Genomic DNA, 25,272 nt, shown 5'->3' on the forward strand with positions numbered 1-25,272 from the left:
CTGCAAACGGGCCAGATCAGCGAGCCTACCGGCCATCATAATTGTCGGCACCTGGCCATCGTAAATGTCGCCGCGCAGAACAAGATGATTCACACCCGCCGAAACCACAAGGGGATGAAACTGGCCCCGTGGCAACTGAAACGAGCGCAGGAGTTGATGTTCGACCAAATGACCGGTGTTCTTGAGGTAGCGCAAATCGCCCAGGGGCTGGGAATGTCGACGGCGTACTTTACGAAAGCGTTCAAGAACACTGTCGGTATTCCGCCCTATGGCTGGCACTTGCGCCAGCGTATCACACGCTCTGCGTCCCTACTGCATGACCAGAAGCTTACGTTGAGCGAGATTGCCGCAGAATGCGGCTTTTCGGATCAGAGCCATTACACGAAGGCATTCCGGCGCCTGACCGGCATTACCCCGGGAAGATGGCGCAAGAAACTGAGGGCGGGACCTGTCTGTGTGGAAGACCTGATCAAACCGAACTAACTGGAAGTTTTAATGAGGCTTTTGCTGGCGACGCCTTCTGGTCAAGATGTCCGGCTGTTGGCCGATCGCTCGGTCGAGCGCCAATTGCAGATGACCTGTCGCCTCATCATCTCGCACACTATCGAGAAGACTAAGGGCCTCGATCATCAGCGCAATGGCCTGCTGCCGTGTTTGGGTGACAACCTCGGATTGCATATGAGGTTGAAGGATCTGCTTTTTCTGGGCGAATTGCTTCATATCTGCGTCGAGTTCGCGCAGGCGGCGTTCCACGATGAGATCAATGGCCATCGGCGAAAGCCCGGCTCCGGGGACGGCGCTTTTAATGCCAGGCGCGCCTGTCGATTCTGCACAATCGGCGACGCTGTGCCCATCGGTCGCCAGCAAAGTCAGGGCGTTCTCGAGATGCGGCATCGCGATCGATGGTCCCGAGTTCAATTCCCGCAAAAGCACGATCGCGTCGTTTATGGACTCAGCGGCAATGGCGCAGAGGAATTCGTCATTCTCCTCGTTGTCCTCAGCCGACGTGCCAGATTCGGGTGACTTCTCCATGATCGATCCTGCGTGACCTTACGAAAACAAGTTCGTGCATCTCAATTGGGCAGCCGGAAGCACGTTCCGAAAATGGAAGTGCTATAGCCCCGCGAAACCGGGCATTGGAAACCTGAGACTCAGATCAGGCGCGAACGCCTTTAGGCCGGGGCCTTGGACATACGCGTCCGCTGCCCGGTAGCCAAAGCTGGCCGGCTCTGAGTCATTGAGGAGGTTTCCACGCCTCCGCTCGCGTCTCCACGAGCAGCAAGGTCGGTAAGCAAAACCTCGAGTAATTGCAAGAAGACGGTGTCTCACAATTGTCTCAAGGGGATACATCGGCATCCCCGACCGTGTCGCTGTGGCATGCGGAGCTCAAGCGCGCTGCTTACATCCCCCACCTCCACTCCGATTGCGATGCAGCAATCCCCTAGGAGAATCCCTAGTGCAGGGTGTCTAGTTTCCTGGTGTGTCACGCCGATGACTTGGAGCGATGACGGCCAACCAGGCACGCAGAAGGTCGCACGCGCTGCCGCTCCCGCTAGGCCGAAAGCAACAATAAGCGCCCGAAATCTCGAAATTAATGCCTCTTCAGAAGTGCTGGCCAAAATTCAGATCAAGTCCGGAAGAATGCGGGAACCCACAACTGAAATGGCGACCGGAATCTGCTTAACCGTTCGCAGTTAGGCGCGCGCCTGTCGCCGCCGGATTTGAACGGTCGAGCAGGGGGACGGCGTGCGAGAAGCCACGCGGCAGATCGATTATTCCTGGCGAGGACGCCAGACGTCACGCCGATCGTCGCTGATTCCAAGCGTGAACGGCCAGCGCTTCGTCGATCGTGTCGTAAAAGGACAGCCTGTTGTTGGCGAGGACCGCTCCGCGCTGGCAATAAGCGCGCAACGTTTCCGGCGCATGAGAGACCATGATGAGTGTCCCTTCTCGGCCGCGGCTTGCCAACGCTTCCTGGGATCTCTGGCGAAAGCGCTCGTCGCCCACGGCCGTAACCTCGTCGACGAGATAGCAGTCGAAGCGGATCGCGAGGCTGATCGCAAAAGCGAGCCGTGCCTGCATGCCGGACGAATATGTTCGCACAGGTTGATGCAGATAAGCCCCCAGCTGGGCAAAATCTTCGACATAGGCAAGCAGCGGTGCCGCCGGACGGCGATAGATGCGCGCGATAAAGCGCGCATTGTCAGCCCCCGTAAGGCTGGACTGGAAAGCGCTGGAATAGCCGATGGGCCACGATACGCTCATCCTGCGAGTGATTCTACCCGATGTGGGATACTCGACGCCCGCGAACAATCGCAGAAGCGTCGACTTTCCGGCTCCGTTGGCGCCGCACACACCAATCGATTCGCCCCGCTGAATCACGAAGCTGGCGTCGTGAAGAACCGTCTTGCGCAAATTGCGCGCGTGATAGGTCATGCCGACATTCGAGAAACGGATCATGTCACAGGCCCCATACAGAATAAGCGACGCTTCCATGCCCGATCTCTGATCATCTTGCAAGCATTGTCATTTCTGTATGTAGTATATGAAAAGTATAGAGTTACCGGAGAGGTGAATTGACTCAATCTCTCAGTAATATGGAGCGAATATCTCGCCTGTATGATCCGACTTATGTTTACCGTGTTGAAGATCTTAATGGAGGCGTGCCTGTCCAGGTTTGCATCGAAGGTCGGATGCTCAAGGACGGAGAGGGGACAGGCGTCACCAATTACGCCCGGACGCTGAACCAATGCTTGCACGAGGCGGGCGCTGAACCTTTGATCCTGGGTGATGGCGATAGCAATCGGCCACGTTCGCGCGCACTCCGGTGGCTCGCGGCAGCTCGGCGAGCGCCAAGAATGGCGCAAGCGCCCGACAACGCGCCCAATGTTCCAGCCGTTCCGGACCTTTTCCGCGAGGCTCAGGTTTTCTTCAATATACATGGCCGAACTTTGCCTGTGGCCTTCAAAAACCCACCGGTTGTGATGCATTGGACCTATCCAGTTCCTCTTCATGTCATCGGCGCGCGCAACCTCTATACAATTCATGATCTTATACCGCTCACGCATCCGGATTTGACGCCCATCCCGCAGGGGCGCCATGCGCGTATTCTCGATGCGATCCTTGAACGCGCCGATCTGCTCGTCACAGTGACGGAGGCGATGCGCTCCGAGATAGTCGAACAACTAGGCGTCTCATCCGATCGCGTCGTTAGCACGTGGCAAGCGGTCGATGCGCCGCTCCAGGCTGATCCGCCCTTGCCAAAAGGCATCAAAAGCGGACGCTATTTCCTTTTCTGTGGTAGGGTCGAGAGCCGAAAGAATTTGATAGCCCTTGCCGAGGCTCACGCCCTCAGCAAGTCATCGCTGCCTCTGTTGGTTGTCGGGCCTCGTGTTCCCGGCGAAGAAGCGCTTGAGGAGGCACTGAGGTCACATCCGACGGTTCGCCGGCTTGACTACCTGCCACGCCCTGACTTGCTTGGTTTGATCCGTCGGGCCCGGGCGCTGCTTTTCCCTACGCTCGCGGAGGGTTTTGGCCTTCCGATCGCAGAAGCAATGACATTGGGCTGCCCGGTCTTGACCAGCTCGCGGGGAGCAACGGCCGAAGTCGCGGGCGGTGCAGCTCTGCTGGTAGAACCCGACCGAATACCCGCAATTTCAGCGGCGATAGTCAGGCTCGATCAGGACGACGCCCTATGCGCGCGCCTTCGGACGGAAGGCTTCGCACGCGCGCGCAACTTTACACCGGAGCGCTACGCGCGAAGGCTGCGGGCTCTATATGCGCGTGCCCTCGCGCAAAACGAAGAAGGCACATTAGTGTCATGAGCCTGCCGCCAGACCTTCGCATCGGAATCGATGGCTTCAACTTGGCATTGCCCCAAGGAACTGGTGTTGCAACCTATGCTCGAACGCTGGCCGAAGCCCTCCAGGGCATGGGTCGACGTATCGATCTCGTTTACGGGCTGGATGTCAGCCCCAAAAGTGCGTTGCACCAGCGAGAAACCCTCTTCTTCGCCGCGCTGGCCCAAGGCCGATCGGGCGAAGAACCGCCTGCAAAAATTACACCTTGGGGGCGCGTTCGTCGTCTCGCCATGGGACCTGGGGCACGTGATCTCGTCGAAGTGCCCGTATCGGGCCGGGTCGTGCGCGAAGGCGTCGGCGCTCGCGTTCCAGCTTTTGACCGTCTGTTCACACTCAATCGTCTTTTCTGGATCGGGCGCCGCTATCTGTTACGCTACGGACGATTGTTGCCAGTCCGGATGCCGGAACCACCCGCCATCATGCACTGGACCTACCCTGTACCAGTCCGGCTCGTTGGTGCGCGCAACATCTACACCATTCATGACCTTGTTCCGCTGAGGCTTCCTTACTTGAGCCTGGAGAACAAGGCCTATCATGAGCGGCTGCTGCAGGCCTGCGCAAGCGCCGCAGAACATATCCTGACCGTATCAGATGTGTCGCGTGGCGATATCATGGAGCAACTCGGCTTTGCATCCAACCATGTAACCACCATCCATCAGGCGGTGCCGGACATGCAAACGCCAGCGGGCGAACCTGAGGTCGAGGCGAGGCGCCTGCACGCTCTATTCGATCTCGAACCGCAGGGCTATTTCCTGTTCTACGGAGCCACTGAGCCCAAAAAAAATGTTGGCCGGCTGATCGAAGCCTATTTGGGCTCCGGCATAGATAGGCCGCTCATCATTGCAGGCCCCACCGCATGGCAGTCCGAAGGCGAACTGCGACTGCTTCAAGGCGCCCACGGCAAGACACTATCTCGTGCCAGCCAGATCCGCAGGATCGACTATCTGCCGGCAGATCATCTCGCTTTGCTGTTGCGCGGAGCACGGGGGTTGGTGTTCCCCTCGCTCTACGAGGGCTTTGGCTTGCCAACGATAGAGGCAATGCGCGCCGGGGTCCCGGTGATTGCGGGCGATGCCGGGGCCCTGCCTGAGATCACCGGCGGCGCTGCTCTGCTGGTTGATCCCTATGACGTAAGCGCAATCAGTGCTGCCATGGCGCGGCTGGATACCGACGCCGAATTGCGAGCACGACTTATCGCTGCCGGAAATGAGCGCGCCGAAAACTACGCGCTCGGACCCTATCAGTACGCTCTAAACCAGCTTCATTTGCAGTTGCTGGAAGGCGAGCACCGCACTCCCTTTGCCTTATCCGGAGCTCTGTAATGTCTCCCCGAAATTCCTTCGCCTTCCGGACGGGAATATGCTTGCTGCCCGCTTTGCTGGCTGGCTGCGCGTCGCTCCCAACCAGCGGGCCGACCGGTGTTGAGATCGTACGTGCACAGCGTGATCTCGGAAAATTCGAACTCGTTGAACTCGATGAGGCCGTCGTCGCGGAGTTGGAAGCAGCGCCGTCGAGCGGTCGAGGGCGCCTCTCCGTTCTGGCTCAACCTGGGGATGTCGATAGGATTGGTCCCGGCGACATTCTTCAGATATCGATTTTCGAAGTTGGCGCCGCGCTTTTCGGTGGCAGGGGTGCCACGCTTGATCCTGCCGCTCCGGCAACTGGCTCGGGGGAAACTCTGCCTCCCGTAGTCGTCGGGCGCGACGGCTCAATCACGCTCCCATGGGTCGGCCGCATTCAGGCAGCAGGATCGACCCCGGACGAACTTGGTATGACCCTTACCGGGCGCTACCGTGCAAACTCGGAAAACCCTCAGGTGATGGTCGCAATTCGAGAGAATGTGAACAATACGGTTGTGGTGCAAGGCGACGTGAAGAAGCCCGGACGGTTGCCTCTCACACTTGCGCGTGAACGCGTTCTGGACGCGATCGCTATCGCCGGTGGCCTTGCTAACCCCACTGCGGATTCCCTGGTAAACATCAGCCGTGGCGACCGCAGCGCAGAAGGGCCGCTGAGCGCGATCGAACCAGGATCGATCGACGATCTGCAACTCCTGCCACAAGATCGATTGTCAATCACATTTCGTCCTCGCACGTACACCCTGCTAGGCGCTGCGGGAAAGCCTGCGGAGGTGCCTTTCCAGAACATGCGCGTATCGCTTGCCGAGGCCTTGGGCCGAGGGGCAGGCCCCAATGAGAACCAGGCGGACCCGCGCGCGGTGTTCGTTTTTCGCTATGAGCCAGCTAATCTCGATGGCTCCCCGGCGGAGGGCGCCGTCCCGGTCGCCTATCGCGTGAATATGCGCGATCCAATGGCCTATTTTCTGACTCAGCGCTTCGAGATGCATCCGCGCGACGTGGTCTATGTCGGCAACGCGGGAGCCAACATCCCCACAAAGGCAATGCAAATCCTCAATCTCTTCTTCTCGCCCTTCTATACTGCAAAGGTCGTGACCCAATGAACATGGATCAAGGTGCGATCGAACCCTCGGGAACGCCTTCCCAGAACCTGCGGCGGCCGACACTTCTGGATGTGGCACGGGGCTATAGAATGTTTCTTGGACGGGAGCTTGAAGGCGCGGCCATCGCTGGTTTCCATATCTCGAAATCGCCTGACCTGTGGAACCTGATCGAAACGATTTGGTCATGTCAGGAAGCCCAGAACCGCCGCTTGGTGGCTTCGATGGAAACGGCCCAACGATATCAAAAGTCTGATATCCTCACCCTTGAAACCTCTCACGAACAACTTGATCAACTTTACCAAATCACACTGGAAGCGTGGCGTTTACGCGGACTTGGGTCTTACAGGGAGGAATTGCGTCGCAATACCGCCAGGTTTTCGGGCAGAAGCGGACGGTGGAACCGCGCCCACACCCTCGAAGCGGGGCGGTCTGAACTGCAGCACTTGACCAAAGCTCTCTCCCGCTTTGGTTGGGAAGCGGTGCAGGGCCTCACCATTACGGCGCTAGGCCCGGAAAGCTTTCGCCTATTGCAGGGAACGGAGGATATCGACGCCAGATTGATCGGCTTCGAGCTGCTTACCACGGACCTGGCAGGCGCCAACCAGACTCAGCTTGAGAGCGGCCATTCCTCAGCGAATTTCCATCCAATTGCCGACTTCCGCGAGCATGCCGATATCGCTGACTTGTTCTACTCGATCGGTGGGCTTCAATATGCGCCGCCGCCGGTTGCAATCGATATCGTGCGGCATGCTGTCAGTTGTCTTAAGCCTGGCGGAATTGCGGTCTTTCAGATTCCGACATTTTTGCATGATTACAGCTTTGACGCTGTCGAATATCTTGCGGGGAAGGGCCAAACACTCACAGGTGAACTGCACGCTGTGCCTCAGCATGCAGTTCTGAACCTGCTTGCAACCGAAGGCATGCAGGTCCTGGAGGTGGTGCCGGATGCAAGCATCGGCATACACGGCCTTTCCTACCTCTATTTTGCGCGCAAAAACTCCGATTTCGACGCAGGGCGAGCATCAGCCTCGGAGACGAGGCGACTGACAAATGAGAAGGATGATCACGTGGAACAGACTTTGACAAATGACGATCTTGAGCACTCTATTCAAAATCGACAGTGGTTTCATCGCATCGATCTTGGCAACGGCGTCATCACGCCGGGCATGGACGACACACCTTTCAAGCTGCCTGCGCTCGTGCTGCCGGATGATCTGTCCGGCAAAACAGTCCTCGATGTTGGCGCATGGGACGGATTCTTTTCCTTCGAGTGCGAGAGGCGTGGCGCGGCTCGCGTGGTCGCTAGTGACTCCTATTGTTGGGATGGCGAGGATATCCAGGATGGCGGCGGTTTCCGCCTGGCTCATGCCGCACTCAACTCCCGGGTTGAGCGTCTGAATGTCAGCGTAGAGCAGCTGGACTCGGCCATCCACGGTACGTTCGACTATGTGCTATTTCTCGGTGTGCTCTATCATGCGCGCGATCCCCTCGGCTATCTCGCAAAGATGCGGTCGTTATGCCGCGAGGTCACGGTTATCGAAACTTGGGTCGATGGACTTGATATCGATCGACCGGCGATGATCTTCTACCCCGGAGGCGCGCTTAACAACGATGCATCGAACTATTTCGGGCCGAACGAATCTGCGGTGATTGCTATGTGCAAGGAAGTCGGCTTCTCAGAAGTCGAGGTTGTAAACCGTCACTATTATCCCAACCGCATGGTTTTCCATGCACGCGTATGAGCGCCAATTCCCGCTTTGATCGAGGTATAAGGAGGGGCGCCTATAGCGTCCCCCTTTTCATTCAGGTCGCACAAATTCGTACACTGTTGCATAGTGTGAATTGACGCATGGGTGCTTCGCGAACCGAAAGCCTGCAGTCTCAAACAAACGTACCAGAAACTCCTCCTGAAAGCCTAGTTCCATCCAACCGCGGGCGTGGGTCACCGCAATATTTTCGCCATCTAAGCGGATGCCCCAAGGGTAAGGCATGATATCAGGCGCGTTCGTGACAATGGGCTCGCCCGCGAGCAGAACCTTTCCGCCTGGTTTCAGAAGCTCCGCGAGACGATGGACCAATGACTGAAAATCAAGACAATGGTGGAAGCTCTCGTAAAAGAATACGAGGTCATAGGCGTGCGATTGACCTGCGGGATTATAGCCGAATGTCCCTATATAGGGAGTGAGATCGACCTTGTAGTGTTCCGACGAGGCCGCCACGGCATTGCAATAGTGCGCACTGATATCCACGGTCTCGACGCTAAAGCCTATTCGAGCGAAGGTGAGTGCGATCTGCCCAAATCCAGCACCATATTCCAGAATGCGTGGACGCTGACGGGCCGTGAGGCCGCTAATCTTGAGAATATGTCCCATCGCCATGAGATGGTCGCCGGCGACCATAGCATCATTTGCCGAATAGAGTCCTGGACGTCGTATCGGATCGAGCCTGGCAACCTCAGGCGTTTCCTCATCACGATCAGGTTGATAATCTGATCGCCCAGTAATGGCTCGCCAGAGGGCGAGCTGCTGATCGCGATAAGGGGTCCCGAGAGGATCGAGATCGTGCCGATACCATGCCGGCAGTTGGAAGCGAGCTTCCTTGATCTGCTGGCTCGACCCGGGATTATTGAGCTGGCGCCAAGCTTCACCAGCCTGCTCGATTTCGAAATGGCGGGGCGCTGCACTCATTTCGCACTCCATTGTTGGAGCACATCGGCTGAAACGCTCAAGGTTGCGTTTGGAAACTGGTGGTCATCGAACCAGAAGCGACCTTCACATACGAGCGCCACGCGGGCCTCAAAGCCGCGGGCAACAGCTTCTCGAGGTACTTCTAACCAAAAGGGCAGGGTCGCGTCGGCCTGGAGAGCGCCGCTGCCGAAAGAGAAGCGGGCACTGCGGGGTTGTGTAAGATCGTCACCGGGCGAGATGATTCTTGCACCGACTCGAATTAGGTCTCGCTCGAACCGTTCGATCGAGAATGCCTTTGGCGAGCTATTGCGGAGCGTACCGCGCAAAGCAAAACCTCCCTCTTCGGATGGCGACAGCGCTGGATCGAGTGCTATCTGATGCGCGAACGCTGAAAGCCATGACCGCTGTAGATGATGAGGTTTGGGAAGCGGCCGGCCATGGTCAATCGCCTCGATCATCCTCGAGAGATAATTGGTCTGCGCCAATGCTTGCTCAAGAGCGGAATATGGAATCCCCTCAATCCTATCGAGCCTGATCCCGACTGCGGGCCGCAAACTTCGAGCGAGTGCGATGTCGGTGTCAACCGTGTCCGAAGAACTCGTTATATGGACAGTAAGCGCGGAGGAGGTGAGGTGAGGGGGCGGTGGGGAGGAGGCAATGTCGTAAGCCATTGCGACGGCTGCGGCATCCAATGGTCCGGCACCTGGTGCCGCCGACGGCGCCCATGTTATCACGCGTTCAGCGCGCAAAACGCTGCCGAAAAACAACGCGGCTCTCGCACCTGCACCAATCCCGAAGCAAAAGATGCGATGCCCGTTGCGTACCCGTTCGATGAGCCGGGCGCGCGCAATTGGCAGTTCGGATGAGAGCCATTCGTCAGCGATCAAAAGGCGGTTGCCCAGCGATTGTTCCAGGCTCGAAAAAACGGCCAGCGCCGGACGTCCCAGCGGATCCACATCAGGAAATCCAAGCCACAATGGACTATGTCCGTCTTGCCTATCGATCTGGACAGGTCGTGCCGGCTGACTCCCGGCTTTCATGCTTTTTTGCCGATCAGGATAACGCCATAATGGCCACCATGATTGGTGTGCTGAACCGTCAAGCGGTGGATCCCCGCCTTGTTCAGAATGACCATGACCTGGCCCAGATCGTAATCGTACATTGTCATTCCGCCAACTGGCGGAGTGAATACCAGCGGCCTATAGAACTCTCCATCCCACCGCAGGACCTCAGCGCCATCTTCCTGGGGCCGGCAAATACCCATTTCACGGCCAATCGTGACGTGCAAGGTTATGGCACCTCCGCTGCTCAGCTTCGCCACCAGGTCCGCGATAATCTTAGTGCCCCGGCTGGGATGAATGTGCTGGAACACGATTAGTGAATTGATCCAGTCGACCTCGACGTCCGGCACCTGGTCCGTGTAGATGGTGTTCTGAGAAGCGTTCTTCCGTGCGATCTCCAGCATACCCGGCGCCACGTCGACGCCGTAGACCTTCTCGGCGACCGTTGCCATCATGCGGGTAAGGCGGCCAACCCCGCATCCGAAATCGAGCGCGTTCCTGGGTTTGAATGCACCATATTGTGTTTGAAGTATCTCAAGCTGCCATTGAAGATCCCGGCGACCACTTTCCCAAAAGCGTTCCAAGGCTTCGTCGTTGATGTTGCCGCGTAGATAGGCCGGGTCGGTGAGGACGCCGAAATAAGGCTCCGTGGCCGCAATTTCTGCCCAATCTGAGTCGGTGTCTTTCATGTCATTTTCTCTCGCCAACGATATTGTGCCGTACCCCATGCAGAACAGCGGAGGATTCTGAACAGCACGATGCGATGGGTCGGCGGATATCCGCCGCCATCAAGATAGCTTCATTCGGTCCAGGCATAAAAATCTACCTTCTCGGACTTAAGCTTGTCCGGCAGGCATGCGAGTGCCGTGATGTCTTGCCCGCAGTCGATCGGTGGTTCACTATCAGGGATCGCAACGAAGCTTGAATATCCGAGCTGACGAAGTCCGAGCAGGTAGTCGGAAGGAGCAATGTTCGAATGTTTCGTCAGCAATTTCGGCGCATATGCCGCCAGCAGATGTGGCCGGCATCTCGATAGAGTCTTCGAGGCACCATGAAGAGCTCGGTGGTCGAACCCGTCTAGGTCGATCTTGATAACATCGACGCGCTTGTCGATCGGGATGAGTGAATCGATCGTGCGTGCATAGACAACCATGCTATTGTCACCGGATGTCAGATCGGAGTGCACCACATCGCGAGATGTTGACGCGCTATCTTCGTCGATGAGCGTGAGGAACCCGTCTCCATCGGCTGCTCCAAACGGTAAAGCGTCGACATTATTAGGCGTGTGCGTCAGAATGTTCGCCAAAAGTGAACGCAACGAGCCGGGATGTGGTTCAAGAGCCACGACGCGCCCGGCAGGCCCAACCTTGCGTGCCGCGCGCACGGCAAATTGGCCGGCGCCGGCGCCCACGTCCAGAACGTACATCGCTGGCTGCAGGATGCTGGAAACGACGCCGGTCAGGTGGGGCTTGTAATACCCTGTTGCTCGCATTGTCGCGTCCGCAATCGTCCGCGGTGCGGGAAGATGCAGTTCGATCCCGTTGATTGCCATCAGCAGCGGTCCCGGCGGGGCCGGAGGGCTATAAAGCGCCAGAAATTCGTGGCCGAGCACGAAGCGCTCGACGAGTTGATGGATCGAAATGCCATCCCGGAGCGCATCGAGATGATGCGGTGTTCCGATAGGATCAGGGACCCGGTTCAAGAGAAGCCGATAGCAGTTCCAGACATCGGCCAGTGTCGCAAGGGTTGCTGGGTTAATCTCGCCAGCGTCGTCGGCAACGGTTTCACGCCACATTTTAGTTAGACGAAGCATCCGGTCTTCATCTTCGGACAGGCTCACCAGCCCAGCCTCGCTGACTTTTTCCAGGCTAAGGTCAGGCATGGCGTTGCCCGCTTTGCGCTTCACGATGCCGCCGGTCCGAATCCACTGCAACTCCGCGGCTCACCTCCAGTTCGCGGTTCATGCCTCGCATGGGGCGACCGCTGCGTTGCCTATCCGCTCACGATTATAGGCCAGATCATCTAGATTCCCGAGCGCTAGCGCCTCCAGGAACTGAGAACGTGCCTTTGCATCATCCGCGTGACATAAATAAAAACCAGCCACACCGACCGAGACAATCCTCGGATCTAGCCCGCCGGTGACCGTGGCCAGATCCAACGTCGCTTCGCCTTCAACAGTGACATTCAGGCATCGATCGAGTGGAACTAAGTCGATCGTAAGCGATACCCATTTGAAAGCACCTGGATCGATGACACCTTGCTCTGTTTTTCCGCCGGTCACCGAGGCTTGCCACTCGCAGCTCCCAGTCGGCAATCCATGCAGCCTCAGGTAGAGGCGGAGAGGGCCTTCGACGTTCTCCGGGATCCCTATGTTTAATGCACCGCCTCGCGCTTTCGTCCAACATCCCCAGTTATCGGGCCCCCACCAACCGGAACCTGATCGGAAGATCTCGGCAGAACGCATGCCCGGCCAAATCCTTGTTTCAAAGTTTCTTACGATCGGATGGTGGGCACCGAGTATTGCGACCGGCGCACAACACACTGCGTTTTCGCCCGGGTGCAGAGCGATAGCCCGTTCGGTGATGGAATTCGCGATGTCTGCGGCAATGTCCCCCCACCTCCGCGGAAGAAAGTCCTTGCGGATCAATGCTTCCTTATCGGTCCGGAAGCTGCCGTCGAAGATCAGCTGCTCCAGCGCTTTTGTGAGGCGCGGGGTAGATCCCGCTTCGAAATAGTGAGCGAAGGCACCGCCCGCTTCCGGAAGAGAAGACGCATCGGAAAGCAGAGGCACCTTCCCCTGGCACAAGGATTCCGTGACCGGCAAGCCCCAACCTTCGTAGTTGCTTGGATAAAGGGTAAAGAGGCAGGCACGATATAAAAGGTCGAGCTCGGCATCCGACAAGCCTGATAACATAACAACCTTGTCACGCAGCCCATCGTGTGAAGCGAGGCGCGCATAGACCGCATCGTTGAGCCAACCTTTGTTACCGACACAAACGAGCTTGGGCACTGATCGCGGCCTGTGACTGCGAAGCAGACTGATCCAAGCATCAAACGCGCCGATATGATTTTTTCGGGATTCTATCGTCGAGACGAACAGAACGAACTCCGACCGCCCTAGGCCCCACTTGGATAATTCTCGATCGGACAGGGATGTAGTGGTCGGTTTGCGAAAGTCGGCATCTAGGCGGACTACGACGATATTTCGTTCATCTACAACATGTTCGAGCAGCGCGGCCACTCGCAAAAGGTCTCGCTTCGTCGCCTCGGAGTTCACCAGGAAGAAATCTGCATGGTCGAACGCACCGAGTGCCCAACTGATAAAGTCCTGTGTTAGCTCCCGTGTGCAATGCTCGCTTGCCATGACCGGGATAAGGTCGTGGACGAAGGGCACATACCGAATGCCATATGCGGTCTTGGCCTGCCGTACATAGAGAAAATAGTTCTGCAACCACCAGGATGTGCCAAGGTTGACAAGGAATGCGCCGCGCGGAAAAGCCATTGCATCAGAAACGGTCATCGCAAGGCGTAGCTTCGTAAGGAAGGCCAGCCATTCGGGTGCTTTGAGATCGCCGCTCGTCAAGCTGAGTCGGCAGCCTAACTGGAACATGGCGGGTGAGATTTCTACCCACTCATCTCGATGTTCGAGGAAAGCGCAAATCTTCACTGTTCGTCGCTCTTGGCGGAGCGCAGCTGAAATCACCTCGATTTGCACGCGCTGGATGCCGGTCGGCAACCGGGCATTGTTAAAATATGAGATGAGATCGGAAATGTCGAAAACGATGGCGGTTGCTGTGTCTTCTCCATTCCCGCTCTCGGTCGCGTCGTCCGTCTGCGGCCTCAGAGTTTCAAGCAATTCTCGCGTGTCTTCGAAGCGAATAGCGTCTTCCTCTGCGCCATTCTCGCGCAGTACCATGGCTAACGTATCAATTGCCGAACGCACCCGGGCAGCGGCGGGCGTGATTGGATCAACGATCTCTAGGATATCGTCTGCTGTGGTCTCGGTGATCGCCATGATGTCCTCTGGGGTGATTTCGATGCCGCAGGCCATGAGCCGGTGAAGCTCGGCCAAGGCATCGCCATTTGTGGGATCGGCACGAGCTGCGGCAAGATAGCTTTGAGCGGCTTTGCTGAGCTGGCCACGAACCTTGTAAAGGTGCCCGAGGTGCAGATGGGGATCGCTGACAGATCCCCGTTTGAGCGCTTCGTTATAGGCGCTTTCAGCTGTAACGAATTCATCGGCCTCGCGCAGCATGTGGCCATATTGCACCCAGACATGAGACAAGGATGGATCCTGATCGAGCGCATCACGGAACAATCCCGCGGCCCTGAGGAAGTCGCGAGCATCGCGAGCACTGTTTGCGGCTTGGAGCACCTTGTGGACGCGCGGTGTCACCGCGACGCCGGCTGATTTTCGATATTTGAGGAGTTGCGTTAGCATGGAGAATACCCGTTACTCGGCATGTTCGCGGAAACCGGAGAGGATCAGCCATCCAATCGCATAGGCGAAAAGGAGGCCGAAAAAGACGATGGCGATGATCGTGAGGCGCTCGGGATAGAGAGACTTGCCTGGCAGATTAGGTTTGACGACCGGGATGATGAAGAGCTGTTGCTTGACGAGTTGCTCTCGCGCCGATTGAAAGCTCGCCTGGGCTGCCTCAAAACGCTTCGCAGCGAGTTGCTGGCGCACCTGAAGTTGCTCATACTCACCCAGTCCCGCAGCGACCGAACCCTCGGAGCCAGCGAGCCTGCCTTTTACAGCTGCAACTTGTCGTTCAAGCGCCGTGACCCTTCGTACTGTGGCGGAATATTGCGGCGCGCTCGAAGGAAGCACTGCGGCCATGGCGTCGAGCTGCGCACGGGCTTGCGCCGCACGCTCCTGAAGCGACGTCGCAAGTTGGATTTCGGCGCTGCTGGTTCGCTCTGGATCGGCGTCCCTGCGGGCTTGACGGAATTCCGTCATCTGCCGGTCGGCCTCGTCGATCGCCCCTTCGGCTTCACGGACTTGCCGGCTTGCAGCCGTCAATCCGGCCTCGAACATGCGCTGGTTCAGCAGATTGACGCGCTGTTCCCCAAGCTTGAGCAAATCATCCGCAAGTGCTTTCGCATCGTTCCGTTGGAAGCCTCGCACGGAGAGGAGCGTGATACCTGTTTCGGAAGATGTCGTGACATTCACTTTGCCGCGATAATATTTGAGCAGTGTTTCAGGCTCGGGATCGGCGAACCAGAGACGCGTTACCGGATCAGAATCGGTATGACGGAACATTGCAACCAGACGATCGCGGCCGAGTGCGCTGACCGCATCGTGCGACAGCAGATAGGCATCGACACTGTGAACATCTGCTGGCGTGCTACCCGCGCCGATACCAAGCATCTGCCCGAGACTGTTTACGGAATTGTTCTGCTGCGGTGTGCGCACAATGAACTGAGCGCTGGACTCATACTGGTCAGCGGCAACTAGATACTCGAAACCTGCAACCACCAGCGTGGGTAGCAGAACGACGAGCAGGAAGGGGTGTACGAACCGCCTCCATCCTTTCTGAGGTGGCGGTTCATCGTAATCGAAGACACCATTGTCATCAGCAGCCTCCCCAAAAAGTTGTTCGCGGTCCTCGGTAGGCGGGAAAGAGGAAAGCAACAGAGGTCTCAAGGCCTCAGAACGGGCCTGAGAGTCTTCTTCTCGGTCTGGAGACGGTGCAATTGGTGCGGGCGATGATTGGTTTTTCATATGCATCAACTCAAGTGGAGGTGACGTCGGAGAACGCGCAGGAGAAGGCACCCGAACACCGTCAAGGCCATGCACCAGCCAATGATGTAGAGTGGATCGAAATAGGGGCTGTCGTAGCTCTTGAAGACGCCGCTATGGACCATCTCAAAGATCTGGTTGAGCGGTGACCAACTCAGCCATTCGCGGTAGGGCAGAGGAATCCACTCAAGAAGGAAGAAGGCGCCGGACAAAGGCATTGCGATGTATGTCGCCGGATGAACGAACTTGCTGAAGGCTTTGCTGATATGAACGCCGGCAGCAATTCCCATCGAGAGAGCGAATGCGAACCAGGCAAGCAACACAATTGCTGCCATCAGCCGAAGAGGGCGCCCCACTGGTTCTGCCAGGCCAGTCGCGACGGCGAGGCTGAAAAGTATCGCGAGCGCGCCGGACGTTGCGATCAGTTCCAGCAAGGCACGAGAGAAAAGCAAGTCGAAGATAGTGACCATGCGATGAAAGAGCAAAGGTCTGTTCGCTTCGAGGGCAGATTCCGACCGGGTTACGATCGACCGAAAGATCATGAACACAGTATAGCCAGTGAGCGCGAAAGGAATGATGCGAATGTCCGAGCCAGGATGTCCTTTGCCGCTGCTTGCATGTAGGAACGCGACCGCAACTGCGAGCAGGAGTGGCTCAAGAAACATCCACATCGAACCAATGTTGTCGCGACCATAGCGTGTGTGGAGTTCTCGAATGAGAAGCGCCCCGATCACGTGGCGTTGCACGTCAAGTCCGTCCAGCGTCTTGGAGCGGAATCGAGGCTTTGGTCTCGCATTCAGCATGCCACCACCTCGTCGGCGAGATCCAGCACAGCGTCGATATGACATGTCCAAGACGTGGGCGACCAAGTCGCGATCCGTGCCATCTGGGTTAGTCTGCGCGTGCTCGCCAAATCGGCATACGCAAGCACAGCTTGACGCCACGCCGCGCCATCGAGAGGGTCAAGGTAGTCGGGCACATCGCCGCCGGCTTCACGATGGGAGGCTAGATCGCTGGCGATCACCGGGACACCTGTTGCCAATGCCTCTGCTATGGGCAGCCCAAACCCCTCGGCGAAAGAGGGCATCAAGAGCGCTCGAGCTCCAGCGAGGACGCTGCGCAGTTCCTGGTCGGGAAGTCGGTCGAGCTCTCGGACGACGCCGTTCAGCACAGTGCAGCGCTCAAGCAAATCCAGGACGTTTTCATTTTCCCAGCCCCGGCGCCCGACAATCAGAAGGTGCGGTGTCTGCGCTGGTCCGAGGCGTTCACACAAGTCGCGCCACACCAGGAGCAGGAGGAGGTGGTTCTTGCGTGGCTCAATTGTGCCGAGGATTACAAAATACGGTCGCGGCGGCAGCCACGGCGACACCGCCGGTGACGGCACGTCGATCCCGAGTGGTGCTACCCGAACCGGCTTGCCCCCAATTCCCATGCCTTCGTGCCGCAGGCAGGCATGCAATGTCGCTTGGGAGTTAACGAGAATGCCATGGGCTTCGCTTGCGATCGTTTGAAGGCGAAGCTGATGGCGAGCACTTCCTCCCGGCCGTGCATATTCGGGATGGCTCACGGGTATGAGGTCATGGACGAGGCAAATATACCGAGCCTGCTCCTTACGAACCTTGGCTGCGATCCTACCTTGCCGGTCGAGATGATTGGGGGAGGGCTGGATCAACACGCGAGGCTTCGTTTTTGCAGGAACGGACCTTGGCCTCAGGCGCCAGAGCCAGCGCATCGCGTGGCGGTAACGCACTGCAGGATCCTCGTAGACGCCACCAAATTCCCAGCGCTTGAGCGTGTGGTCGATGAAGGCCCGAACATCTGCATCGCGTAGCCGGCCGTAGACACCGCATGGGTGAATGGCGGAGAAACGCAATCGGTCGCCTGCACGATCCATGAGATTGCGTGCATATGCCATTTCGACCCGATCGACACCGGTTGGGGCAGGGTGCAACACGCGAGCTATCAGGCGCGATAAGTCAAGAACCAGCTCGGGGCGGGCTCTCTGCAACGCAAGGTTTTGGATTGGGCATCCACCACCGCCGTCCAGTATTTCATTGAACATCTTCATGCCGCCACCTTCGCGTAAGGTGCGGCCCTCAGGGTTCTCCCCTGTATCCCACCAAGGCGCGTGATGGCCTCCGGGAGCAGCAAGGCGCGGGCTCTTGCGCTGCTGAAGCCCCCATATAGCAGGCATCGCGCGACAACGACCCGGCGAAAGGCTTCATAGACATCCGGGGAGGGAGCGGTCGGCCTCACCCAGAACGCATCAAGCGAGTGCTGATGGGTTATACCGGGCAGATCATAGATGGCCTTACCAAGCACGATGACCGGTATTCCGGACGCAAGAGCCAATGTGCCTGTCGTGCTGTTGACCGTCACTACACCGGAAGCCCGATCGACAATCGTGTAGAGATCGCCATCTGCGATGAAGAGTACCCGATCGGCGACTCCATGCGCCCGCGCCAAATCGACAACGATATTGCGCCAAGCATGAAGGCCGTTGTCGAGCGGATGTTCCTTCACAAGCAGGACGATGTCCTTGGCTGCATGTGCCGCGAAAGATCTGACGATAGCTTCGAGCGCAACCGCCATCCCCGAAAACGGGGAATGGATGCGAATCTGATGGTCGGAGTCCAGTTGAAGAGGCAGAAGAAAATAGCGGCGTGAGCCGAGTTCAGCCAAAGATTTTGCCGAGCGCCGACGAGCTATCGGCCGCGCCATGATGCGTGCAATCCAACCGCGCAGTTCTGATAGGATCGGATAAGGCCGGTGCGACACGTAGTTCGGGAAACGAGGCGCCAGCAGAAGGGTAGCGAGGCAATAGGCCATGGCTTCGGTTGCGCGCTGTCGAAAATTTGGTGCAACATGATTGTGAGTGGGGACAGGGGGTAACTGCCTCGCCAGGCAGATATAAGCGTCCGGGTCGCGTGGTAGGCTAGAATTGCCATTCACGCCGTCCCGTTCGAGCGTAACCCAATCCGGACGGATATACCCTTCCTCAAAGACATGAACCGCGACCTCGCGGTTCATGGCGCAAACTCGCGCGCTGAGATGATATTGGCGGCAGTCCCCAAACAGAATGACGTCCGTCACTTGATGGCGCTCGATCACCCCGTGAAGGTAACCTGACCAGTCATCCAGCGTGCCTCGGAAACTGTCTGATGGTCCTCGCCAATCGAACCAGTCGCCACCGTTCAGGTTGATGCGGTGGCAATGATGTCCACGCGCGCGCAAACCAGACGCGAGTTGCCTGAAGAACGGGCCAGGCGGCCCCTGAAGGAAAAGGAAAGACCGTTGCGTCATTGGAGCATGGCCTGCTTGCGTCGAACGAGGTTCAATCGGCCCTGAATCGAACGAAACACCTGAACGAAGCCGGGTTTGGGCATCGAGCCGACCGAAAAGCGCTGGGAGAGAACTTCGGGCGGGCATGGCAAGCCGGTCACTGGATCAAAATATCGCGGGTAAAGAATGAGGGTCGCGGCAACGAGCTGCTCGAGTGTCAGAACACGGTTGCGGCGGGCGATGGGTTCAGCAAGATCGCGTGTGAGGCCCCACCCGGCGTAAAAGGGCTGCCCGTGTGTGATCACCTCGCGACCGCGGAGCAAAGCTTCAAAGCCTGTCAGTGACGTCAGGACATGAACGGCGTCCACGTTGTTGAGCAAATCATCGATCGACGCGTCCGGCAGGACGAGGTCGACATAGCGCGCGGCCTCACTCACGGGAACGTGCCCTGGGCGTAGGCCAGCAACCACATCAGGGTGCGGTTTGAAGATGATGTAGGCGTCAGTTTCGATCTCGCGAACACGTCGCAACAAGTCGAGCGAATTCGTGACATCCGCGCAGCCCAGCCGAACACTTCGATCGTCGGCCACTTGCCCGGCAACGAGCACTTTGCGCCTCCTGTCAGACAGGCTGAGCAAGGTGCCACGCTCGCTACCATATTTTGTGATTCCATGGCGCGAGAGAAATTGGATGAGGTTTGCCGCGCGACGGCACAAATCCGCTCCGAGCTCGGCGCTGGAAAGGAGGGTTTCGAGGTCGCTCGTCTCACGAGGATCGTAGTAGATACCCGACCAATCGACCACGATGGAACAAGGAGGAACCAACCGTGAGCCAAGTCCGGCGGAACGGATAAAACCGTCTTCGATCTGGACGATCAGGCCATCGTCGGCGCGAACCCGGTCACGGTCCGCTCGAGAAACACGGGACGGCCAGACGGCGACATTTTTTCCAGGCGGGGAGGGCCCTTCCGGAGGTGTCCTTGTAAATGTCGGCGCCTTGCCGGACCAAAGATGTGTAGCCAGGGCAGAGCGCTTCCAAGCCGCAATGCCGCACACTACGGCAATCTCACGATTTCGATCGATCGTGCGCCGCCACTCCGCGAGAATGTCTATCCACGCAGCAATCGAGATCGGCTGCCCATTCCACGGATCGAAATAGTCGAACGCAACAAGGCGATGGAGGAGGTTGCCCAACAGATTGTCGCGCGGGTATGGCCGACGGTCTCCTGGGCGCAGCACTGCGCATCCAGCGGCGGCGGCAAGCAACGCCATCTCGGTGTCGCTGGCGGCAATGATTGGCTGGCTCTCTTCAATCATTGGCCATGGATCGAAGGTGAGAGAGGGCCGTTCCATTGCGACTGACGGCCGTGGATTGGTCGGCCGTGATGGGGACGGCTGCCAGAAATCTCCACCCACCCGCGCCTTGGCAATTTGTGCGGAAATCTCATTAATATCGATGGTATGTGAATATGATGCGGTCAGTTGGCCGGGCTTCCGCAGTGCCGGACGTCCAACTGGCTTGGAGCTAGGGAAAGGAGGTGCGCGCAGCACCGGCCGGCGACTGGCTAACATGCCGCCCCATCTTCGGTTTTGCCCGAAACCCGCAATGCGCTCGCTGATCAGAATTGCACTGTCCACCCTGCCTGAAGCGCACTCCCGAATGCGCTGGGCGGAGTATCGTCGAAAATGGGTGCCGGTTAAATTGCGGGAGTCCACAATAGTTAGTGCGCGATTGCCCCGTTAGGAACGCTGCCAACAGCCAGTGGATCTTCGCTGACTGCGCAGAGCGAATCGAGAGACCAGCCATGGCCGCACCCGAAACGAGCCCCCAGCCGACCCAGCCGCTGTTCTACCGTTCCCTGCGGCCGCTTGACGTGACCCTCCATTCGGGGTTGCGGCTCAAGGAAGGTGACTATTCCTTCACCGCTGAAACACCCTCTATTCCCATTGTGGTCAGCGAGTTCGGGCGAGCGGCGCGGCACTATCCCATAGTCTTCGCCAGCGCCGATGGCACCCCACACGCAATTCTAGGGCTCGATGGTCGCAACGCATTCCTCAACGAAGGGAATTGGGCGGAAGGAGTCTATATTCCCGCCTACGCACGCCGATATCCGTTCGGTTTCCTTCGGATTGAAGAGACTGACCGTTACATCCTGGGTATCGATTTTGAATGTGACGGTCTCGTCGAAGACGAAGGTCAGCCCCTTTTCGAAAATGGTCGGCCGGCGATGATGACGGAGCGTGCGCTGGCCTTCTGCGAGGCATTCCGCGGCGAAGTCGAAGCCACCGTGGCGTTCATGCGAGCGCTCGATGGTCGTGATTTGCTCGTAGAGCGGCAGGTCGGGATTGTTCTGCCGGATGGGCGGAATATCGCGCGTGACGGCTTCAAGGTGGTGGACGCTGAGCGCTTTTCAGCGCTCGATGGGCCAACGTTGGCAGAGTGGAATGCTCGCGGGTGGTTGGGGCTCATCACCCTGCATCTTACTTCGATCGACCTATTCCCTGAGCTTTTGTCGCGCAAAACTCCAGAACCAAAAGAGGGGGCGCCGGCGGTCGTTGGCGATGCCCTTCAAATTCATGAGAAGGACTGACAATGTCTCGGTTTTCCACGATTCTCGCTTTCCTTGCCGCCGGTGCGGCTCCTGTATCTCTCGCGGCGCAAACACCGACGCCTGCGCAAGGCCTCGGTGGACCTGTGATCCCCGGTATTTGTCTCTTGTCACGCGAAGCGATCTTCGCGAACGCGGCTGTGGCGAAAGCGGCCACCACGCGCTTGGCCGAATTGACACGAACGGCACAGGCCGAAATCGACCAGCAACGCACCCCATTGGAGGCCGAGGTAAAATCGCTGGAAGGTCAGCCGGACAACGCGCAGACCAAACAAAAGCGTGACGGACTCGCTACCCGCTGGACGGCTCTTCAGCGCAAGGCGGCCCACAACAGCCGTGAAATTGACGCAACGCGGGCCAAGGCCATGGAACGCATTTCAACCGAGGTGCAGCCGGTCATCGCGCAAGCCTATACGAGTAGGAAATGCGGGCTGCTGCTCGATCGGAACGCATCGCTGGGCGGCAATTTTGCTAACGACCTTACTGCCGATGTCGTGAAGGGGCTTGATGCAAAGCTTCAAAGCTTCAATTTCGATCGTGAGCGGTTGCCCGAACAACAGCAGCCATAGGATGCTGTCTTGCATTCCCGCACAGTCGATCGCCGGTGGTGATGACAGCTCTCGCATATGAGACGGCGGCTACACGAATTCGTGGCTACCGTCGTCCGCGGAGGGCGTATCCCTCAGAATGATGGTGTCGACGGTTATTTAAGTGCGCTTATCTTAGTTGAGACGCTATTTAAGCCAATGGCTCATTGCTTAAATAAGGCTGCTCCCGCATAGTGGGGCATGTCCGAATCAGCATCCAATATCCGGCTAGGCCGCTTTGTCGAGACCCCCGTTGCGGGCGAGATCGTGCGCGGCTTCGTACCACCCCCGCTACCGCCGCAGCCGCCGATTGATGTGCTGGCCCTTCTGGAGCGGCTAAGTCTGGCGGAACGTGCCTTGGGGCGCCTGGACGGCATCACTATGCTGCTACCGCGCCAAGAACTGTTCCTCTATATGTACGTGCGGAAGGAAGCCGTCCTTTCATCCCAGATAGAGGGCACACAATCGACTCTTTCGGACCTGCTCCGCTTCGAAACCGAGGCGCAGGCTGGCCAGCCGATCGACGACATTCGTGAAGTGTCGAACTATGTCGATGCGATGATGTATGGGCTGGAGCGTCTCGAAAACCTGCCGCTGTCACTACGTCTGATCCGCGAGATGCATGAGCGACTGTTGCAAAGCGGGCGCGGCGGCACGAAAAATCCCGGCGAGTTTCGGCGGTCTCAGAACTGGATCGGTGGTTCACGTCCAGGCAACGCACTATTCGTGCCGCCACCGCCGACAGAGATGGATGCTTGTCTCGATGCGCTTGAGCGCTTCATGCACGAGGACGGTTCGCGTCTGCCCGCCCTGATCAAGGCCGGGCTGCTGCACGTCCAATTCGAGACCATCCACCCGTTCCTTGATGGCAATGGCAGGATCGGTCGCTTGTTGGTGACGCTGTACCTCTGCGTCAACGGTGTGCTGCGCAAGCCGCTGCTCTATCTGAGCCTCTACCTTAAAACGCATCGCGCCGACTATTACCGCCTGCTTCAGGAAGTGCGCGAGCACGGGGCATGGGAAGCCTGGCTCGACTTCTTTCTCACCGGCGTTGCGGATACGGCTAATCAGGCGTTCGATGCAGCCACGCGGATCGTCGATCTGTTCAAGGAAGACCGCGAGCGGATTACGACAGACAGTGACCGGGCAGGCTCCGCGCTGCGTATCCACGATCTGTTTCAGCAAAACCCGTTCCTGACGGCCAATCAGCTTGTTCAAAAAACAGGTCTCTCAGCGCCCACGGTCAATGCTGCGCTCGTCGATCTGGAGCGATTTGGTATCGTCGAGGAAATCACAGGGCGCAAACGAGGGCGCGTGTTCAGCTACCGACGATATCTCGCCATCTTGAGCGAGGGAACCGACCCGCTCCCCACGGCCGCCTAAACATATGGCCTGCTGAGCAGATGGCCGTATCAACAGTGTAGATACATCTATGCTGCACGGTCGATGGGTTCCTTCCGGACAACAGGCAATACTGACAGCGCGAGAAAGGCGAAGCGCTTCAATCGCTCCTGCGTTTCCGGGGCCTTTGGGGCGTCTGCAAGACGCCGAGACATACGTTCGAACAAGGCAACAGCTCATGCAGGGCCATGATTCGGTCAACTGGAGTGAGCAAGACTTAACCCAGGCTGCTCTCAGTCGAATTGATCCAGCGACAAAAATGGACATAGCGGTTCGACCACGCACACTAGGTCAGCGCGGATTGGTCGAGTGAATCGCCTTGAATGGGGGCGGTCATGCATGTCCATCCATAATGGATGATTAAACTGAAATTCATGCTCTCCGGTCAGCACTCCTCTACGCGATCACGATAATATTGTTGAGAATATTCTCAACTTCGAGACGTTTATGCTCCAATTTCGTGTCGGTATACTTGAATTGATCGCAACCAACGCTCCCCTCTCAATGATCCTTGAGCAGATTTGTGAAGCACCATCCCAGCGATTCCCGAACATGATTTGTACTGTGCTTGGTGTGGACCCGCAGGGCCAATTGCGTCCTCTTGCGACCTCTGCTTCTTCAGACAACTCTGGGGCGCTTCAGAGCGGAGTTCAGATGAGGGAGCAGGCCGAGCCGCGCGGAGCCGCTGTGGTTATGCACAAAATCGACCTCGCGCCCGAAAGCGCAACCGATTCCCGCGAGTATCATGTGCGCGACCTATCGCCGTCCATGGAGCTACGGTCGCATTTATCGGTGCCCGTCCATGATAGCGCCGGTCTCCTGAAAGGGGCCTTTAGGGTATATTTGCGCGAAAGCCGGGAACTAACCCCAGACGAGCAACTCATGGCTGAAACATGCGCGCGCCTTAGTGGCATCGCCATTGAGCGGAATGATTGCCAGTTCGAACGGGAGCAGAAAGCGAACATCGACGCGCTTACTGGCCTTCCAAATCAGGGGAGATTCAAACAGGCGGTGTCCCAGCTGTCCTGCAAGCCGCCGACGAGCTGGGCTTTGCTGCTTCTCGACCTCGACAACCTCAAGACAACGAACGATACGTTCGGCCATCATGCTGGCGACCTTCTGATACAAAAGGTGGCTTCTCGCCTTTCCAAAGCCGTCGAACCAGACCCTGCATTTCGCATCGGCGGAGATGAATTCGCTGTGCTGCTTCAGAAATCACCGGAGGCCGCGTACAATCTTGAACACATCGCAGAGCACATTCGCGCTGCAATCGAACATCCGATCGATTGCGATGGCCATGTGATGGTGCCTCGAGCGACGATGGGCGGTGCATCGCCATTAGCAGCCGACGAAACAGCCGACCAGGTGCAGCGTCACGCCGACCTGGCGCTTTATCACGCAAAGGATATCGGGCGCGGAGGCTTCGTCCGATACAGTCCGGATATTGGAAGTCGAATTTTCGATAGACTTTCCACGATCAGTATGGTTGCGGCGGCTCTGCGTATAGCGCGACGATCTGGGTGAGAGGTCAGCGACTATCAGGATGAGAACAGATTGTCGCGGCGGGTTCATGGTGCCG

General features: G+C 57.8%; 21 protein-coding genes. 9 read left to right on the forward strand and 12 right to left on the reverse strand.

Features of this window, described 5'->3' with window-relative positions:
• On the forward strand, positions 1 to 483 hold a 483-nt coding region (locus tag WFP78_RS22425), incomplete at its 5' end, for a helix-turn-helix domain-containing protein (protein WP_336966698.1).
• A gap of 9 nt (positions 484 to 492) precedes the next feature.
• On the opposite strand, the gene WFP78_RS22430 is transcribed toward WFP78_RS22425, so the two are convergent.
• Together WFP78_RS22430 and WFP78_RS22435 are read right to left on the reverse strand one after the other, a co-directional pair.
• Positions 493 to 1,032: a hypothetical protein gene (locus WFP78_RS22430; protein ID WP_004211621.1), complete on the reverse strand. Its 540-nt coding sequence runs from the start codon at positions 1,030 to 1,032 to the stop codon at positions 493 to 495.
• Between the two features lie 765 nt (positions 1,033 to 1,797).
• Positions 1,798 to 2,460, reverse strand: coding sequence for an ABC transporter ATP-binding protein (locus WFP78_RS22435; protein WP_037492149.1), 663 nt, complete (start codon positions 2,458 to 2,460; stop codon positions 1,798 to 1,800).
• A 233-nt stretch (positions 2,461 to 2,693) separates the two neighbouring features.
• Here WFP78_RS22435 and WFP78_RS22440 point away from each other — a divergent pair, with 233 nt between their 5' ends.
• From WFP78_RS22440 to WFP78_RS22455, 4 genes are read left to right on the forward strand one after another with little or no spacing between them, the layout of a single operon-like run.
• Entirely contained in the window at positions 2,694 to 3,824 is a 1,131-nt protein-coding gene (locus WFP78_RS22440; RefSeq protein WP_336966700.1) for a glycosyltransferase family 4 protein, read from the forward strand.
• Positions 3,821 to 5,182 carry a glycosyltransferase family 4 protein gene (locus WFP78_RS22445; RefSeq protein WP_004211627.1) on the forward strand — a complete coding sequence of 454 codons (1,362 nt, stop codon included), beginning with the start codon at positions 3,821 to 3,823 and terminating at the stop codon, positions 5,180 to 5,182. The genes WFP78_RS22440 and WFP78_RS22445 overlap by 4 nt, the downstream gene beginning before the upstream one ends.
• Before the next feature lie 41 nt (positions 5,183 to 5,223).
• Positions 5,224 to 6,321, forward strand: coding sequence for a polysaccharide biosynthesis/export family protein (locus tag WFP78_RS22450; RefSeq protein ID WP_169331142.1), 1,098 nt, complete (start codon positions 5,224 to 5,226; stop codon positions 6,319 to 6,321).
• Positions 6,318 to 8,063: a methyltransferase domain-containing protein gene (locus WFP78_RS22455; protein WP_336966702.1), complete on the forward strand. Its 1,746-nt coding sequence runs from the start codon at positions 6,318 to 6,320 to the stop codon at positions 8,061 to 8,063. Before WFP78_RS22450 ends, WFP78_RS22455 begins: the two co-directional genes overlap by 4 nt.
• A 57-nt stretch (positions 8,064 to 8,120) precedes the next feature.
• Here the strand turns inward: WFP78_RS22455 and WFP78_RS22460 are convergent, their stop codons facing one another.
• The 10 genes from WFP78_RS22460 to WFP78_RS22505 all read right to left on the reverse strand — a co-directional run bounded on the left by WFP78_RS22460 (position 8,121) and on the right by WFP78_RS22505 (position 20,668).
• Positions 8,121 to 9,008 (reverse strand): class I SAM-dependent methyltransferase, encoded by an 888-nt coding sequence (locus WFP78_RS22460; protein ID WP_004211632.1) that lies wholly within the window; start codon positions 9,006 to 9,008, stop codon positions 8,121 to 8,123.
• Positions 9,005 to 9,964, reverse strand: a complete 960-nt coding sequence (locus WFP78_RS22465; protein WP_336966705.1) for a hypothetical protein — start codon at positions 9,962 to 9,964, stop codon at positions 9,005 to 9,007. Before WFP78_RS22465 ends, WFP78_RS22460 begins: the two co-directional genes overlap by 4 nt.
• Before the next feature lie 80 nt (positions 9,965 to 10,044).
• Entirely contained in the window at positions 10,045 to 10,758 is a 714-nt protein-coding gene (locus WFP78_RS22470; protein ID WP_004211634.1) for a class I SAM-dependent methyltransferase, read from the reverse strand.
• Positions 10,759 to 10,868: 110 nt separating this feature from the next.
• Positions 10,869 to 11,951 carry an FkbM family methyltransferase gene (locus tag WFP78_RS22475; RefSeq protein ID WP_037491261.1) on the reverse strand — a complete coding sequence of 361 codons (1,083 nt, stop codon included), beginning with the start codon at positions 11,949 to 11,951 and terminating at the stop codon, positions 10,869 to 10,871.
• Positions 11,952 to 12,029: 78 nt separating this feature from the next.
• The gene (locus WFP78_RS22480) at positions 12,030 to 14,510 is read right to left on the reverse strand and encodes a glycosyltransferase family 4 protein (RefSeq protein WP_004211636.1); all 2,481 of its coding nucleotides are present in this window, start codon (positions 14,508 to 14,510) and stop codon (positions 12,030 to 12,032) included.
• Positions 14,511 to 14,522: 12 nt separating this feature from the next.
• On the reverse strand, positions 14,523 to 15,797 hold the full coding sequence (locus WFP78_RS22485; RefSeq protein WP_004211637.1) for a KpsE/RkpR family capsule polysaccharide export protein: 1,275 nt from the start codon (positions 15,795 to 15,797) through the stop codon (positions 14,523 to 14,525).
• A gap of 5 nt (positions 15,798 to 15,802) precedes the next feature.
• Entirely contained in the window at positions 15,803 to 16,618 is an 816-nt protein-coding gene (locus WFP78_RS22490; RefSeq protein ID WP_004211638.1) for an ABC transporter permease, read from the reverse strand.
• Positions 16,612 to 17,883: a glycosyltransferase family 4 protein gene (locus WFP78_RS22495; RefSeq protein WP_275489357.1), complete on the reverse strand. Its 1,272-nt coding sequence runs from the start codon at positions 17,881 to 17,883 to the stop codon at positions 16,612 to 16,614. The genes WFP78_RS22490 and WFP78_RS22495 overlap by 7 nt, the downstream gene beginning before the upstream one ends.
• Positions 17,880 to 19,118: a capsule biosynthesis protein gene (locus tag WFP78_RS22500; protein ID WP_275489358.1), complete on the reverse strand. Its 1,239-nt coding sequence runs from the start codon at positions 19,116 to 19,118 to the stop codon at positions 17,880 to 17,882. Before WFP78_RS22500 ends, WFP78_RS22495 begins: the two co-directional genes overlap by 4 nt.
• Positions 19,115 to 20,668: a capsular polysaccharide export protein, LipB/KpsS family gene (locus tag WFP78_RS22505; RefSeq protein ID WP_336966707.1), complete on the reverse strand. Its 1,554-nt coding sequence runs from the start codon at positions 20,666 to 20,668 to the stop codon at positions 19,115 to 19,117. The genes WFP78_RS22500 and WFP78_RS22505 overlap by 4 nt, the downstream gene beginning before the upstream one ends.
• A gap of 233 nt (positions 20,669 to 20,901) precedes the next feature.
• On the opposite strand from WFP78_RS22505, the gene WFP78_RS22510 reads away from it, so the two are divergent.
• From WFP78_RS22510 to WFP78_RS22525, 4 genes are all read left to right on the forward strand, one after another.
• Positions 20,902 to 21,687: a SapC family protein gene (locus tag WFP78_RS22510; RefSeq protein ID WP_336966708.1), complete on the forward strand. Its 786-nt coding sequence runs from the start codon at positions 20,902 to 20,904 to the stop codon at positions 21,685 to 21,687.
• A 2-nt stretch (positions 21,688 to 21,689) separates the two neighbouring features.
• Positions 21,690 to 22,274 carry an OmpH/Skp family outer membrane protein gene (locus WFP78_RS22515; RefSeq protein ID WP_004211643.1) on the forward strand — a complete coding sequence of 195 codons (585 nt, stop codon included), beginning with the start codon at positions 21,690 to 21,692 and terminating at the stop codon, positions 22,272 to 22,274.
• Between the two features lie 219 nt (positions 22,275 to 22,493).
• Positions 22,494 to 23,675 carry a Fic family protein gene (locus tag WFP78_RS22520; RefSeq protein ID WP_275489360.1) on the forward strand — a complete coding sequence of 394 codons (1,182 nt, stop codon included), beginning with the start codon at positions 22,494 to 22,496 and terminating at the stop codon, positions 23,673 to 23,675.
• A 522-nt stretch (positions 23,676 to 24,197) separates the two neighbouring features.
• The gene (locus WFP78_RS22525; RefSeq protein WP_336966711.1) at positions 24,198 to 25,217 is read left to right on the forward strand and encodes a sensor domain-containing diguanylate cyclase; all 1,020 of its coding nucleotides are present in this window, start codon (positions 24,198 to 24,200) and stop codon (positions 25,215 to 25,217) included.
• Positions 25,218 to 25,272 lie beyond the last annotated feature (55 nt).

It is taken from the genome of Sphingobium aquiterrae (genome assembly GCF_037154135.1).
GTDB classification, from domain to species: Bacteria; Pseudomonadota; Alphaproteobacteria; order Sphingomonadales; family Sphingomonadaceae; genus Sphingobium; species Sphingobium aquiterrae.